The sequence below is a fragment of the Microbacterium barkeri genome (assembly GCF_027921765.1).
In the GTDB taxonomy this organism is placed as follows: domain Bacteria; phylum Actinomycetota; class Actinomycetes; order Actinomycetales; family Microbacteriaceae; genus Microbacterium; species Microbacterium barkeri.
The window spans coordinates 1-13,437 of record NZ_BSEJ01000014.1 but is presented as its reverse complement, the minus strand read 5'-3'; the positions used below and the strand labels follow the sequence as shown (position 1 = coordinate 13,437).

Here is a 13,437-nt window from a genome sequence, read left to right as displayed (position 1 = left end):
CGGGCGAGCGCCGGACGACCCCGGACACCCGCGCAACGACGGCGACACCGCGTGCACAGGGCGGGGGCGCGCCGGATCGGCGCCGATCCGCGCGTGCAGGCGCCGCTCCGGTCGGCTCCGCCGGGCCATCCTGCCGCTATGTCGCGTCGTCCTGAGCCTCTCCCCCTCGACCTGGCCACTGCACCGTTCCACGTGCGTGACGCGCTCGATCGCGGCATCTCGACCGCACGGCTCCGGGCCCTCGACCTCGACCGCCCCTATCCCGGGGTGCGGACGCCGCGCGCCCTCACCCCCGAGAGCCTCCGCGAGAGATGCCTCGAGTATGCGCCGCGGCTGAAGCCCGGCGAGTTCTACAGCCACGACACCGCGCTCGGCCTCATCGGAGTGCCGGTGCCGGCTCGGGCGAACGCGCAGCTGCACGTGTCGGTGCACCGGCCATCCCATCCGCCCCGCATCGCGGGGATCCGCGGCCATCGACTGCAGCGACGCGAGGCTCTCCTGTACCCAGATGCCGAGCTCCCGCTGGAGTCGCCCGCCCGCGCCTGGCGCCAGGTCGGCGGGCTCTGGACGCTGGACGAGCTCGTCGTCGCGGCCGATCACCTCGCCGGCCGCCGCCACGGGGTGCTCACCCTCGCGGATCTCGCGGCCGAGGTCGAGATCATGGGCGACGTGCGCGGCCGCCGCCTGGCGAAGGCGCTCGCCCTCACCTGGCCGGGAGCGGAGTCCCCCGGCGAGACGCGGACGAGGCTCGCGATCTGGCGGGGCGGCCTGCCCGAGCCGGAGCTGAACTGGGATCTCCACGACGCCGACGGCACGCACGTCGCGCGGTTCGACATGGCCTACCTGCGGCGGCGGGTGTGCGTCGAGTACGACGGACGCGTGCACGCGCAGGACGCACGGCAGTTCGAGCGCGACGCGGACCGCTGGGAGGCCGTGCGCAGACGCGGATGGCTCATGGTGCGGATCCTGCGGCATCACCTCGCCGGACCGAGCCCGGCTGCGGCCGGGCTCGTCGCGGCCGCGCTGCGGGAACGCGGATGGCGCCCCGGTGCCCCCGCGTGACGCATGTCTCATTCTCGGCGGGAACGCGGCAGCGATTCCCGCCGAGAATGAGACACGGGAGGAGGGAGGATCAGCCGAAGAGGGCTGCGGCCTCCTCGTAGCGGGCGAGCGGCACGGTGTGCAGCTCGCCGAGCGCCTCCGTGAACGGCACTCGCACGATGTCGGTGCCCTGCATCGCGACCATCTGTCCCCACGCGCCATCCACGACGGCGTCGGCGGCGTGCAGCCCGAGGCGCGTCGCGAGCACGCGGTCGAAGCCCGAGGGGGCGCCGCCGCGCTGGATGTGGCCGAGCACGGTCGAGCGGGTCTCGATCCCGGTCGCCTGCTCGATGAGCGGTGCCAGCACCTCGCTGATGCCCCCGAGGCGGGGGCGGTTGAACGCGTCGAGGCCCTTGTCGCTGTACGCCTCGTCCTGGCCCTTCAGCTTGAAGCCCTCGGCGACCACGACGAGCGGGGCGCGACCGCGCTCCGCGGCGGCGAGCACGTGCTCGGTGATCTCCTCGAGCGACAGCGGCACCTCGGGGATGCAGATGATGTGCGCGCCGGCGGCCATGCCCGAGTGCAGGGCGATCCAGCCCACGTGACGGCCCATGACCTCAGCCACCATGCAGCGCTGGTGCGAGTCGCCCGTCGTGCGGAGGCGGTCCATCGCGTCCGTCGCGATGTTCACGGCCGTGTCGAAGCCGAACGAGTAGTCGGTCGCGCGCAGGTCGTTGTCGATGGTCTTGGGGACGCCGAGGACGGGGATCCCGTCGTTGTTGAGGCGCTGTGCGGCCGCGAGAGTGCCCTCGCCGCCGATCGCGATGATGCCGTCGAGCTTGTGCCCGTAGAGCGTCTTCGCGATGTTCTCGGCACCGCCGCGGTCGCCCTCGTAGGGGTTCGTGCGGCTCGTCCCGAGGATCGTCCCGCCGACCTTCGAGAGGCCCTTGACGTCGCGCCGCGTGAGGGGGAAGAAGTCCGCCTCCACGAGCCCCTTCCAGCCGTCGCGGATGCCGACGAACTCCATGTCGTACGCCTCGGTGCCCTTGAGCACCGCACCACGGATGACTGCATTGAGGCCGGGGCAGTCGCCACCACTCGTCAGAACGCCGATCTTCATGACAACAACGCTAGGGCATCCGGGAGGGTGTCCTTTCCCCTCCCGGGCGCCGCATGCGGTGGGAGCCTAGTCGTCGCCCAGAGCCTGGCGGAGCAGGTGCATGAGCGCGGCCAGCTGGACCGAGTCGCTCGACGTCTCGTCGAAGGCCTCGCCGTCGAGCGCGCGGCCCGCCAGACCCTGCTTGCGGTCGATGAGCTCGGCGATCTTCGTGTCGATCGTGTGCGCGGCGATGATCCGCCACGCGGTGACCGGCTCGTCCTGCCCGATGCGGTGGACGCGGTCGATCGCCTGCGTCTGCTCGGCGGCCGTCCAGCTCAGTTCCGCGAGCACGACGTTCGACGAGACCTGCATGTTCACGCCCACGCCCGCAGCCGTCAGCGAGCAGACCGCGATGCCGACCTCGGGATCGTTGTTGAACGCGTCGATCGCCGCCTGGCGCACGGCGCCGGTCTGCTCTCCGCGCACCGAGACCGCCTTGATGCCTGCCGCGGCGAAGTGCGCCTCCGCCTGGTCCATGACGTCGATGTGCTTGGCGAAGAAGACGACCTTGCCGACCGAGCGCTGCAGCTGCGCGGCGTAGTCCGCCGCGAGAAGGGCCTTCGCCTGGCCGATCCGCCGCACCATCGCGAACACGTTGTCGCCGCTTGTGCCCGCGGCCTTCGACTCGTCGAGCTCGCCCTGCGCGACGAGGCGCACGATGTCGTCGTCGATCTCGCCCGCCTCGAGCCCGCGCTCGCCGCGCGCCTCGATGATCCGGCGGTAGCGAGCGGCGAGACGCTCCCCGAGCTCGCGCTCGGCGGCGCGGATGCTGCGCCCGAACTCGTCGTCGAGCTGCACGGGCAGATCGGCGATGAGCTTGTCGGGCAGGTCGGCCGCGACATCCTTCTTGCGACGTCGCACGATGCCCATCGAGATGACGGCCTCGCGCGCCTCGGGGTAGAACGCCTTGTCGGCCGGGGTGAGCCCCGTCGCGTCGAGCTTCTCCATGAGCTCCGGACCGGGCTTCTCGCCGTTCGTCCACCCGAGGAAGCGCCAGATCGCGTCGAAGTCCTCGACGTCGTTGATGAGCGGCGTGCCGGTGAGGGCGAGGAGGAGCGGCTTGCCGCCGGGCGTCGACTCGCGGATGCTCTGCGACAGCGCGAGCACGTTCTGCGAGCGCTGCGACGACAGGTTCTTGATGAAGTGGGCCTCGTCGACGACCATCCCCCGCAGCCCGAGCGTCGCGAGCCATCCGATGTGCCGGTCGAGGATCTCGTAGTTCACGATGAAGACGTCGGCGAAGGCGTCGACGTCCTGCCCGTCGCCGTTGATGACCGTCGCGCGGCGCTGCGGCGTCCAGCGCTCCACCTCGCGCGCCCAGTTCATCTTGACGACGTTGGGCACGACCACCACGAGCGGGTACGCCTCGGCGACCGACGCCGCGAGCACCGACTCGGCCGTCTTCCCGAGACCGGGCTCGTCGGCGAGGAGGAACTCGCGGTGACCCGCGCGCACCGCCTCGAGGAACCGGGACTGATGCGGCATGATCTCGAGCCCCTTGGGCGAGAGCCGGTCGAACTCGGGCACGGGCGGGAGGGGCATCGTGGCGGCCCCGCCGCCGGCGCCCAGCTCGAACGCCTTGTAGAGCGGCCCCATGAGCTCCCAGCCGTCGAGCCGTCGACGCGGCGTCGGGCCGGCGGGCACGCGCGAGAGGTCGGGTGCGAGGAAGGGGTTCGCCTCGCGGCGCGCCTCGATCTGCGGCGGCGTCACGGCGCGCTCGGAGACGACGGGCGCGACGACGGTCGCGGGCAGCGCGGGCTTCTCGTCGGTGATGACGAGCTCCTCGGGCGGCAGCTCCGCACCCGACTCGAGCAGCCAGTCGCGGCGCATCCGGCGCGCGACGGGCGACGTCGCGTGGTCGGCCTCGAGGAGCTGGATGAGGGAGGTGTCGCGTGCCGCGGTCTTCGCGAGGATGGTCGCGACGCCGTCGAGCCGCTTGAGCAGCTCGGCGCGCGCGGCGTCGGAGAGCGCGTCGTCGGCCTTGACGCGGGCGCGCTCCTCGCGCACGAGGAACGCGATGACCTGGAACTTGACCCGGTTGGTCGGGCCGAGCTTGTTGCGCTGCGCCTTGGCCTCGATCTCGCGCACCTTGCGCGCGAGGATCGGGATGATCGGGGCCTCGTCGTCGCGTCGTGCGGACGAGGACTTCTTGCGCTGTCGCGCGGGTGCCGTGGTCGGCATGCTCCTCCTGAGCGTCGCTGCCGGCAGCCGCTGGTGCCTGGCCGGTCGAAGTCGTGCGTGCGTCACGCCCTGCCGGACTGCGGCGGCGCCGACCGCCTGGATCGACGGACGGCGACCGAACAGCGCGCGCACTCCGGCGTCCGGTGACGCGGCCCGCTCCTCCGGCGCTGTCGCGTCGAACGGATGAGCGGAAGCCTCACGGGCATTCTACGCCATCGCGCGCCGGATCCCACCAGGCGCGGTCACATCCAGAGCGTCGCGATGAGGTCGTCGGTGTACTGGGGCTCGAAGTCGGCGTTCAGCCAGTGCGTCGCGGCCCACCCGCCTCCGCCGAGCACGTGCACCTCGCCGGTCGCTCCGGGCACCTCCCCGGTCAGCTCCGTCTCGAGCTCGCAGCGAGTGACGACCTCGCGCTCCTCGCAGGTGAAGCCCTCGGCGAGCAGCGCGGTGCGGATGGTCTCGGTCTGGGCCTCGTCGACGGCGGCGAGGGTCGTCGCGATGCCGACCTCGCTCGCGAGCCCCCACGTGCAGCGCAGCGGCTCGACGGCGTCGAGCACCTCGAGGGCGGGGACCACCTCGGTCGAGAGCATCGTGAGACCCGGGTCGTTCAGCGCGCCGGCCTCCTCGCTGAGGATCGAGAGCGCCTCGCGCGACCAGGCCTGCTCGCACGAGGCAGGCATCGTGAACACGCCGGGCGCGGTCGTGGGCACGGATGTCGTCGGCGCGGTCGTCGGAGTGGAGGTCGCTGAGGGCGTGGGATCGGGCTCCGTGCCCTGGCCGGTGCCGACGCTGCTCGCGCATCCTGCGAGAGAGAGGAGGACGCCCGCTGCGAGGAGGGGGGCGAGTGCACGGCGCATCATGCTCTCGACGCTATCCGAGCGGATGGCGCGCAGGCGACGACGCACGCCGATCGTGATGCAATCGCGCCGCACCGGCCTCGGGCGGCGGCCCGGCAGGCGAAGGTAGGCTGGGCGCATGGCCATCGAGCTCACCGAGGCGGCTGTCGCCGCCGCCATCGACCACGCGATCCTCAAGCCCGACTTCACGCGCGCCGACGTCGATCGCGAACTCGACATCGCGGCCGAGTGGAAGGTGTTCAGTGTGTGCGTGCGCCCGTCCGACGTCGCGTACGCCGTGCGCCGGCTCGAGGGCTCTGGCGTCGCCGTCGGCACCGTGATCGGCTTCCCGCACGGCACGACGTCGACCGCCGCCAAGGTCGCCGAGCTGCGTCAGGCGCGCGAGGACGGGGCCACCGAGTTCGACATGGTCGTGCACATCGGCGCCCTGCGCGGCGGCGAGGACGACCGGGTCGAGGCGGACATCCGCGCCGTCGTCGACGCCGCAGACGGCCTCGTCACGAAGGTCATTCTCGAGACGAGCCTCCTCGACGAGGAGCAGATCGCGCGCGGCAGCCGGCTCACGGAGGCCGGCGGCGCGACGTTCGTCAAGACGTCGACGGGCTTCGCCGGCGGCGGCGCCACGGTGCCGCACGTCGAGCTCATGCGCCGCAGCGTCTCCTCCGCCGTCCAGGTGAAGGCGTCGGGCGGCGTCCGCGGGCTGGACGCCGCGATCGCGATGCTCGAGGCCGGCGCGACCCGTCTCGGGACGAGCGCGAGCGCGACGATCCTCGGCGAGCTGCGGGCTCGCGCCGCGGGAGGCGTCGCCACGGGCGCCGAGGACTCCACCTCGTACTGAGCGTCAGCCGCCCGCGAGGACCTCGCGCACGCGCGCGACGTCGTCGGTCATCTGGATGATGAGCTTCTCGATGCCCTCGAACGCGACCATCCCTCGGATGCGCGCCGCGAACTGCACCTCGACCCTCAGCCCGTAGAGGTCGAGGTCGTCCTCGTCGAGCACGTACGCCTCGACCTGGCGCTGCGCGACGTCGTCGAAGGTCGGGTTCGTGCCGACCGAGATCGCCGCGGGGTACCGCACGACCGAGCCGAGCTCTCCGCGCGGGACGACGAGCCATCCCGCGTACACGCCGTCGGCGGGGATGAACCCCTCGGCGTCCTGCGCGAGGTTCGCCGTCGGGAAGCCCAGCTCGCGCCCGCGCTTGAGCCCGTGCACGATCTCGCCGCGCACGGCGTGCCGGCGACCGAGCAGCTTCGCGGCGCGCTCGACGTCGCCCGCGTCGAGGAGCTCGCGGATCCACGACGACGACACGCGGCGCCCGTCGCCCGAGCTGGCGATGTCGGGCATGATCTCGACCGAGAACCCGTGCTCGGCCCCCATCCGCTCGAGCAGCGCGGCGTCGCCCGCTCCCCCGCGCCCGAATCGGAAGTCGCTTCCCACGAGGACCCGCTGCGCGCGCAGGGCGCCGACGAGCACGCGCTCGACGAAGCTCTCCGCGGGCTCCGCCGCGAGCTGCTCGTCGAACGCGAGCAGCAGCGTCGCGTCGACGCCCGTGCGCTCGAGGAGGTCGACCTTCTGCTGCACGCTCACGAGCGGCTGCGGGCATCGGGCCGGCGCGATGAGCGCGAGCGGGTTCCGATCGAATGTGACGGCCACCGTGCGGGCGTCCGTGCCTGCGGCATCGACGAGCATCCGCTCGATGAGCGCGCGGTGCCCCGCGTGCACGCCGTCGAACTTGCCGATCGCGACGACAGAGGGCCCGAACCCCTCCGGCACCTCGCCGGCGTCGCGGAAGAGCATCATCGGGCGACCTCCGCGGCCTGCCGCGAGCGGGCGGGGCGGTGCGTCGCGAGCCACCAGATGCCGAAGAACGGCAGCACGAGCGGGATCCAGACGTATCCGCTTCCGTAGAGCGACCACACGGTCGGGTGCTGGAACAGGGCGGGGAGCGCGATGCTCAGGGAGCCCACGATGATGACGCCCGCGAGCTCGAAGATCACCGACACCCACGCGACGCGGTACCACGCGTCGCTCTTCGAGAACATCAGCGCGAGAGTCGCGAGGATGTACACGACGGCGGACGCCGCCGACAGGGTGTAGGCCACGGGCGCCTCGTCGAACGCGCGCACGAATTGCACGAACGACCGCCCGGTGGCGGCCAGCGCCATCACGCCGTACACGAACACGAGGACGATGCCCACGCCGGTCATCCGGCGGGTGCGCGCTGGCTCTGTCATAACGGCTCCATTTTAGGCGGCGCACCTGCGCGCGGGCCGCGCGAGAGCGCGGTCAGGCCACCTGGATCGTCCAGATCACGTGCATGCGGTACACCATCACCGCGACGGCGAGCCCGAGCACCCCCATGACGACGACGCTCCATCGGGTGCGGTCGATGAAGGCCCACACGACGCCCGCGACGGGAAGGAGCGCGGCCGACACGAGGTAGGTCCAGAACTCGAGCAGGTCGCCCGTGGGCGGGTTGCCTGCGAGCGGCGCGATGATCGCGATGACGATCTGCACGACGAGGAGCACCTGCACGAGAGCCATGGCGCCCACGGAGAGGTCGCTCGGGCGCCGTCCGGCGAGTCCGAGGATGACGCACAGCGCGCCCGCGAGGCTCGCGACGGCGACCTGCGCGATCGTGAACCACGCGATCATGCGGCGCCTCCCTGAGGCTCCGGCATGTTCATGGCGCTCTTGAGGGCGGATCCGCGCTTCTCGACGATCCCGATGAGCGCGCCATCCGGATCGATGGCGGCAGCGAGAGCGCCGGGGACGCGTGCGGCCGCGCCGGCGAGCCGCTTGCCGTGGCGCAGGTCTCGCGCCTCGTCGACGGTCGCGTCGAAGCGGCCGAGGACCCTGGCGGCCACGTCGGCGGGCGGAAGGAGGGGCGCGTCGGCGAGCCGATCGTCGACGGCGGCCGCGTCGGCGACGTCGAACGGCCCGACGTGCGTGCGACGCAGCGCGGTGAGGTGCCCGCCAACTCCGAGCGCGACGCCGAGGTCGCGCGCGAGGGCGCGGATGTACGTTCCCGACGAGCAGTCCACGGCGACGTCGAGATCGATGGCCCCCTCGGATCGGCGCACGGCGTCGATCTCGAAGCGCGAGATCGTGACCTCGCGCGCCGCGAGCTCGACCTCCTCGCCCGCCCGCACCCGGTCGTACGCCCGGCGTCCGTCGACCTTGATCGCGGACACCGCGCTCGGCACCTGCGAGATCGGGCCGGTCAGCGCGGCGACGCCGCGCGCGATGTCGGCGTCCGCGACGGCAGCGAGGGTCTCCGACGAGACGGATGCGGTGACGTCACCCTCAGCGTCGTCCGTCGTCGTGGACTGCCCGAGCCGGATGGTCGCGGTATAGGTCTTGTCAAGGCCCACGAGATACGTCAGCAGGCGCGTCGACCCCTCGATCCCGAGGACGAGGAGCCCCGTCGCCATCGGGTCGAGCGTTCCGGCGTGGCCGATCCTCCGGGTTCCGAAGGCGCGCCGTGAGCGCGCGACCACGTCATGGCTCGTCACGCCTCCCGGTTTGTCGACGAGCAGGATGCCTCCGGCCTGGGGAACGCGTGACGCCATCCCTCCAGCGTATTGCGTCTGCCGAGTGCCCCGCGGACGGGTCAGGCGCAGGCCTCGTACGCGGGGGTCTCGAGCGTCGTGACCGCCACCCGGGTCGCCCCGTCCTGTCCGTCCGCGTACTGGAAGAACACCGATCCGTCCGACGCGTCGTCGTCGTCGATCCGCAGGAACGAGATGCCCTCGATCGGCGAGTCGACCTCGACGGCGTCGGGGTGCACCGCGAGGACGTCCTCGCGCGTCGCGCCCACACCGAGGCCGTCCTCGGTCCGCGGGCCGATCCCCGACCGGTCGCTCAGCGACTCGACGGTCGCGGCGATGACGGGACCGGCGCCCTCGGCGTCGCGCTGGAACGACACGAGGTATGTGCCGTCGGGTGCGCTCCAGTACGCCACCCACGCGCAGCTGTCGTCGTTCACCCAGTCGCCGGGGAGCGACGCCACGACCTCGTCGAAGTCGTCGCCGAGCTCGATCGGGCCGAGCTCGCCGTCCTCGATCTCCCACGTGGCGGGGTCGGCCGGGTCCTCGGCGTCCTGCCCGGGCGTCGTGGGGGTGGGCGGCGGCGTGCTCGGCGTCTGCGAGGGCGACGCGCTCTCGCTCGGCGAGGCCGACGTCGGCTCCGCGGTGTCGGCCGGATCTCCCTCGGAAGCGCAGCCGGCCATCGCGAGCGCCAGCACACCGGTCAGAGCGATTCCCGCTCGGATGCGCATCATGATGATCTCCTCTCAGCTGCCCCTCTTCGACGGTAGTGCCCGGATCGGCGGGGTCGGTAACGGTTAGGACGCCGTCCGATAACGCTTCGGTCGCGCCCCGATGCGAAGCACCTGAACGGGTGCGCACGGAGCGCGGAGGCGCACGTCCTAGGCTGAGACGATGCCCTCCCTCGACCTCGCCGACACGCTCGTGCCGTGGTTCCGCGCGCACGCGCGCGATCTGCCGTGGCGCCGCCCGGGGTACGGGGCCTGGGGCACGCTCGTGAGCGAGTTCATGCTCCAGCAGACGCCGGTCGCGCGCGTGATCCCGCACCTCGAGGCATGGCTCGAGCGCTGGCCGACGCCGACCGCGCTCGCCGACGACGCTCCGGCCGAGGCCGTGCGGCAGTGGGCGAACCTCGGCTACCCGCGCCGCGCACTCTGGCTGCACCGCGCCGCGGTCGAGATCCGCGACCGCCACGAGGGCGTCGTCCCGCGTGACGTGGACGCGCTCCTCGCGCTCACGGGCATCGGGGACTACACGGCGCGGGCCGTCGCGGTCTTCGCGTACGGCGACCGCCATCCCGTCGTCGACACGAACACCCGGCGCGTCATCGCGCGCGCCGTGGACGGCCGCGCGCAGCCGGGTCCTCCCCACCGCCGCGACCTCGAGGCGATGACCGCGCTCCTGCCGGAGACCCCGGCCGAGGCAGCGGCGATGAACGCCGCGGCGATGGAGCTCGGTCAGGTCGTGTGCACGGCGCGCGCCCCGCGATGCGACGAGTGCCCGGTCCGCACGTCGTGCGCGTGGCTGGCGGCGGGTCGGCCCGAGACGCCGGACACGCGGCGACGGCAGGCCCGGTACGAGGGCAGCGACCGTCAGGCCCGCGGCGCCGTGCTGCGCCGGCTCCGCGAGGCCGGCCCGGATGGCGCCGCGCAGGACGCCGTGATCGCGGAATGGCCCGACCGTGCTCAGCGCGACCGGGCCATCCTCTCGCTCCTGTCCGACGGCCTCGTGGAGACCGACGGAGAGCTGCTGCGCCTGCCTCGGTGAGGCTCAGGCGTCGTCTTCGTCCGCCGTCTCGCGCGGCTTGACGTAGGGGTCCTCCCCCGCCGCCCACTGCGCGCCAGCGGCGAGCCCGGCGACCGCCTCGTCGCGCTCGCGCGCCTCGCGCAGGAGCGCGGTGAGGTGGTCGGCCGTCTCCGGCAGCGCGTCGGGGATGAACTCGAGCGACGGCGTGAGCCGCGTGTTGAGCTGCTTCCCGACCTCGCGGCGGAGCATGCCGGTGGCGGCCTTGAGGGCCGCGCCGCTCGCGACGCGCTCCTCGTCGGAGCCGTACACCGTGTAGAAGACCGACGCGTGCTGCAGGTCACCCGACACGCGCACGTCCGTGATCGTCACGAAGCCGAGCCGCGGATCGCGCAGGCCCTTCTCGAGGCGCTCGGCGAGGATGACGCGGATGCGATCCGCGAGCCGCGCCTGACGTTCCTGTCCGGCCATGTTGTCCTCCTTGGATGAGACGGCCCTGCCGAGCGGCCGGAGCCGCCCGACAGGGCCGGTGGGTGAGATCCGCGTCAGCCGCGCGGCTTCTCGACCATCTCGGTCGTCTCGATCTCGTCGCCGACCTGGATGTCGTTGTACTTGCCGAGGCCGATGCCCGCCTCGAAGTCCGTGCGGACCTCGGTGACGTCGTCCTTGAAGCGGCGCAGCGACTCGATCGCCAGGCCGTCCGCGATGACCACGCCCTCGCGGATGACGCGCGCCTTGGCGTTGCGCGTGATCGTGCCGGAGCGGACGATGACACCCGCGATGTTGCCGAACTTGGAGGAGCGGAAGACCTCGCGGATCTCCGCGACGCCCGACTGGACCTCCTCGTACTCCGGCTTGAGCATGCCCTTGAGCGACTGCTCGACATCGTCGATCGCGTTGTAGATGACCGAGTAGAACCGGACGTCCACGCCCTCGCGAGCCGCGGCCTCGCGGGCCTTGGCGTCGGGGCGGACGTTGAAGCCGATCACGATCGCGTTGTCGATCGTGGCCAGGTTGACGTCGGACTCCGTGATCGCGCCGACACCGCGGTGGATGATCCGCAGCTGGACGCTCTCGTCGACCTCGATCTTGAGCAGCGACTCCTCCAGCGCCTCGACGGCACCGGCGACGTCGCCCTTGATGATGAGGTTGAGCGACTCGACCTTGCCCTCTTCGAGCGCACGCGTGAACTCCTCGAGCGACATGCGCTTGCGGGCCTTAGCCAGCTGGGCGTTGCGCTCGACGGCCTCGCGCTTCTCGGCGATCTGACGCGCCGTGCGGTCGTCGTCCGTGACGATGAAGGTGTCGCCGGCCCGGGGAACCGAGCTGAGACCCTGCACCTGCACGGGCCGCGAGGGAGCGGCCTCGGTGACGGCGTCGCCGTTCTCGTCGATCATCGCGCGGACGCGGCCGTACGCCGTGCCGGCGACGATCGGGTCGCCGACGCGCAGCGTCCCCGCCTGGACGAGCACGGTCGCCACCGAGCCGCGGCCCTTGTCGAGCTTCGCCTCGATCGCGACACCGCGCGCCGCCTTGTTCGGGTTCGCACGCAGGTCGAGACCCGCGTCCGCCGTGAGGAGGACGGCGTCCAGGAGGTCCTGGATGCCGATGTTCTGACGCGCGGAGACGTCGACGAACATGACGTCGCCGCCGTACTCCTCAGCCACGAGACCGTACTCGGTCAGCTGCTGGCGCACCTTGGCCGGGTTCGCCTCGGGCTTGTCGACCTTGTTGACCGCGACGACGATCGGCACGCCGGCCGCCTGCGCGTGGTTCAGGGCCTCGACCGTCTGCGGCATGATGCCGTCGTCGGCCGCGACCACGAGGATCGCGATGTCGGTCACCTCGGCACCGCGGGCGCGCATGGCCGTGAAGGCCTCGTGACCCGGGGTGTCGATGAAGGTGATCGCGCGCTCGAAGCCCTCGTGCTCGGTCCACACCTGGTACGCGCCGATGTGCTGCGTGATGCCGCCGGCCTCGCCCGCGACGACGTTCGTCTTGCGGATGGCGTCGAGCAGTCGCGTCTTTCCGTGGTCGACGTGACCCATGACCGTGACCACCGGGGGACGGATCTCGAGGTCGGCGTCGTCCTCCTCGAGCTCCTCCTTCTCGAGGTCGAGGCCGAAGCCCTCGAGGAGCTCCTTGTCCTCGTCCTCGGGCGAGACGATCTGGATCTTGTAGCCGAGCTCGGAGCCCAGCACCTCGAACGTGGCCTCGTCGAGCGACTCGGTCGCGGTCGCCATCTCACCGAGGTGGAACAGCACCGTGACGAGGTTGCCCGGCTGGACGCTCATGCCGGTGATCGACTCGATCTTGTCGGCGAAGTCGGAGATCGATGCGCCGCGGCGCATCCGGATGACGGTGTTGCCGTCGCCGCGCGGGACCTTGACGCCGCCGACGATCGGCGCCTCCCGCATCTCGAACTCTTGACGCTTCGCCCGACGCGACTTGCGCTGCTTGGACTTGCCGCCGCCCTTGCCGAACGCGCCGGCCGTGCCGCCGCGACCGCGGCCGCCGGGACCGGGACGGCCGGCGAAGCCGCCGCCGGGTGCGCCGCCGGGACGGAAGCCGCCGCCGGCACCGGGGCCGCCGGGACGACCCGCGCCGCCCGGACGCTGCTGGAACGGAGCACCGGGACGACCGGCGCCGCCACCGGGACGACCGGGGCGCGGCGCGCCGGGGCGCGGTGCACCCGGGCGCGGAGCCTGCGGCTTCGGCGGACGGGGGATGTTGCCGGGCGTCGGGCGCTGGCCCATGCCCTGCGCCGACGCGAACGGGTTGTTGCCGGGACGCGGACCGCCCGGGCGCTTGCCCATGCCCTGCTGCGACGCGAACGGGTTGTTGCCGGGACGCGGACCGCCCGGGCGCTTCCCGGGGGTCGGCGCGCCGGGCGCCGCGGGAGCGGCG

The 13,437-nt window shown here is 72.4% G+C and carries 13 protein-coding genes; 3 read left to right on the top strand and 10 right to left on the bottom strand.

Annotated elements, in window-relative coordinates; all coding sequences use genetic code 11:
* Positions 1 to 138: 138 nt before the first annotated feature.
* Positions 139 to 1,062, top strand: coding sequence for a hypothetical protein (locus PKE79_RS13395; RefSeq protein ID WP_271174206.1), 924 nt, complete (start codon positions 139 to 141; stop codon positions 1,060 to 1,062).
* A 70-nt stretch (positions 1,063 to 1,132) separates the two neighbouring features.
* Here PKE79_RS13395 and PKE79_RS13390 read toward each other — a convergent pair whose 3' ends face one another.
* From PKE79_RS13390 to PKE79_RS13380, 3 genes are all read right to left on the bottom strand, one after another.
* Complete coding sequence (locus PKE79_RS13390) at positions 1,133 to 2,161, bottom strand: ATP-dependent 6-phosphofructokinase (protein ID WP_271174205.1); 1,029 nt, start codon at positions 2,159 to 2,161, stop codon at positions 1,133 to 1,135.
* A 66-nt stretch (positions 2,162 to 2,227) separates the two neighbouring features.
* Positions 2,228 to 4,381: a DEAD/DEAH box helicase gene (locus PKE79_RS13385; RefSeq protein ID WP_271174204.1), complete on the bottom strand. Its 2,154-nt coding sequence runs from the start codon at positions 4,379 to 4,381 to the stop codon at positions 2,228 to 2,230.
* A 242-nt stretch (positions 4,382 to 4,623) separates the two neighbouring features.
* Positions 4,624 to 5,241, bottom strand: a complete 618-nt coding sequence (locus tag PKE79_RS13380; RefSeq protein WP_271174203.1) for a hypothetical protein — start codon at positions 5,239 to 5,241, stop codon at positions 4,624 to 4,626.
* A 115-nt stretch (positions 5,242 to 5,356) separates the two neighbouring features.
* Between PKE79_RS13380 and deoC the strand changes: the two genes are divergently transcribed.
* On the top strand, positions 5,357 to 6,076 hold the full coding sequence (gene deoC / locus PKE79_RS13375; protein ID WP_271174202.1) for a deoxyribose-phosphate aldolase: 720 nt from the start codon (positions 5,357 to 5,359) through the stop codon (positions 6,074 to 6,076).
* 3 nt (positions 6,077 to 6,079) lie between these two features.
* Here the strand turns inward: deoC and PKE79_RS13370 are convergent, their stop codons facing one another.
* From PKE79_RS13370 to PKE79_RS13350, 5 genes are read right to left on the bottom strand one after another with little or no spacing between them, the layout of a single operon-like run.
* Complete coding sequence (locus PKE79_RS13370) at positions 6,080 to 7,039, bottom strand: bifunctional riboflavin kinase/FAD synthetase (protein ID WP_271174201.1); 960 nt, start codon at positions 7,037 to 7,039, stop codon at positions 6,080 to 6,082.
* Complete coding sequence (locus PKE79_RS13365) at positions 7,036 to 7,473, bottom strand: hypothetical protein (protein ID WP_271174200.1); 438 nt, start codon at positions 7,471 to 7,473, stop codon at positions 7,036 to 7,038. Before PKE79_RS13365 ends, PKE79_RS13370 begins: the two co-directional genes overlap by 4 nt.
* Before the next feature lie 52 nt (positions 7,474 to 7,525).
* The gene (locus tag PKE79_RS13360; RefSeq protein WP_271174199.1) at positions 7,526 to 7,894 is read right to left on the bottom strand and encodes a hypothetical protein; all 369 of its coding nucleotides are present in this window, start codon (positions 7,892 to 7,894) and stop codon (positions 7,526 to 7,528) included.
* Positions 7,891 to 8,811, bottom strand: a complete 921-nt coding sequence (truB, locus tag PKE79_RS13355) for a tRNA pseudouridine(55) synthase TruB (RefSeq protein WP_271174198.1) — start codon at positions 8,809 to 8,811, stop codon at positions 7,891 to 7,893. The genes PKE79_RS13360 and truB overlap by 4 nt, the downstream gene beginning before the upstream one ends.
* 41 nt (positions 8,812 to 8,852) lie before the next feature.
* The gene (locus tag PKE79_RS13350) at positions 8,853 to 9,521 is read right to left on the bottom strand and encodes a hypothetical protein (RefSeq protein ID WP_271174197.1); all 669 of its coding nucleotides are present in this window, start codon (positions 9,519 to 9,521) and stop codon (positions 8,853 to 8,855) included.
* 160 nt (positions 9,522 to 9,681) lie between these two features.
* Here PKE79_RS13350 and PKE79_RS13345 point away from each other — a divergent pair, with 160 nt between their 5' ends.
* A complete protein-coding gene (locus tag PKE79_RS13345) occupies positions 9,682 to 10,554 on the top strand; it encodes an iron-sulfur binding domain-containing protein (protein ID WP_271174196.1) in 873 nt (290 codons plus the stop codon).
* A 3-nt stretch (positions 10,555 to 10,557) separates the two neighbouring features.
* Here the strand turns inward: PKE79_RS13345 and rbfA are convergent, their stop codons facing one another.
* Together rbfA and infB are read right to left on the bottom strand one after the other, a co-directional pair.
* Positions 10,558 to 11,001 carry a 30S ribosome-binding factor RbfA gene (gene rbfA / locus PKE79_RS13340; protein WP_271174195.1) on the bottom strand — a complete coding sequence of 148 codons (444 nt, stop codon included), beginning with the start codon at positions 10,999 to 11,001 and terminating at the stop codon, positions 10,558 to 10,560.
* A 74-nt stretch (positions 11,002 to 11,075) separates the two neighbouring features.
* Positions 11,076 to 13,437 (bottom strand): translation initiation factor IF-2 (gene infB, locus PKE79_RS13335; RefSeq protein ID WP_271174194.1); only part of this gene is annotated, 2,362 nt, incomplete at its 5' end.

What these genes read in the sequence shown, in the direction of transcription:
- PKE79_RS13395 (WP_271174206.1), top strand. Translation starts at nt 139, where the DNA reads ATGTCGCGTCGTCCTGAGCCTCTCCCCCTCGACCTGGCCACTGCACCG.
- PKE79_RS13390 (WP_271174205.1), bottom strand. Translation starts at nt 2,161, where the DNA reads ATGAAGATCGGCGTTCTGACGAGTGGTGGCGACTGCCCCGGCCTCAAT.
- PKE79_RS13385 (WP_271174204.1), bottom strand. Translation starts at nt 4,381, where the DNA reads ATGCCGACCACGGCACCCGCGCGACAGCGCAAGAAGTCCTCGTCCGCA.
- PKE79_RS13380 (WP_271174203.1), bottom strand. Translation starts at nt 5,241, where the DNA reads ATGATGCGCCGTGCACTCGCCCCCCTCCTCGCAGCGGGCGTCCTCCTC.
- deoC (WP_271174202.1), top strand. Translation starts at nt 5,357, where the DNA reads ATGGCCATCGAGCTCACCGAGGCGGCTGTCGCCGCCGCCATCGACCAC.
- PKE79_RS13370 (WP_271174201.1), bottom strand. Translation starts at nt 7,039, where the DNA reads ATGATGCTCTTCCGCGACGCCGGCGAGGTGCCGGAGGGGTTCGGGCCC.
- PKE79_RS13365 (WP_271174200.1), bottom strand. Translation starts at nt 7,473, where the DNA reads ATGACAGAGCCAGCGCGCACCCGCCGGATGACCGGCGTGGGCATCGTC.
- PKE79_RS13360 (WP_271174199.1), bottom strand. Translation starts at nt 7,894, where the DNA reads ATGATCGCGTGGTTCACGATCGCGCAGGTCGCCGTCGCGAGCCTCGCG.
- truB (WP_271174198.1), bottom strand. Translation starts at nt 8,811, where the DNA reads ATGGCGTCACGCGTTCCCCAGGCCGGAGGCATCCTGCTCGTCGACAAA.
- PKE79_RS13350 (WP_271174197.1), bottom strand. Translation starts at nt 9,521, where the DNA reads ATGATGCGCATCCGAGCGGGAATCGCTCTGACCGGTGTGCTGGCGCTC.
- PKE79_RS13345 (WP_271174196.1), top strand. Translation starts at nt 9,682, where the DNA reads ATGCCCTCCCTCGACCTCGCCGACACGCTCGTGCCGTGGTTCCGCGCG.
- rbfA (WP_271174195.1), bottom strand. Translation starts at nt 11,001, where the DNA reads ATGGCCGGACAGGAACGTCAGGCGCGGCTCGCGGATCGCATCCGCGTC.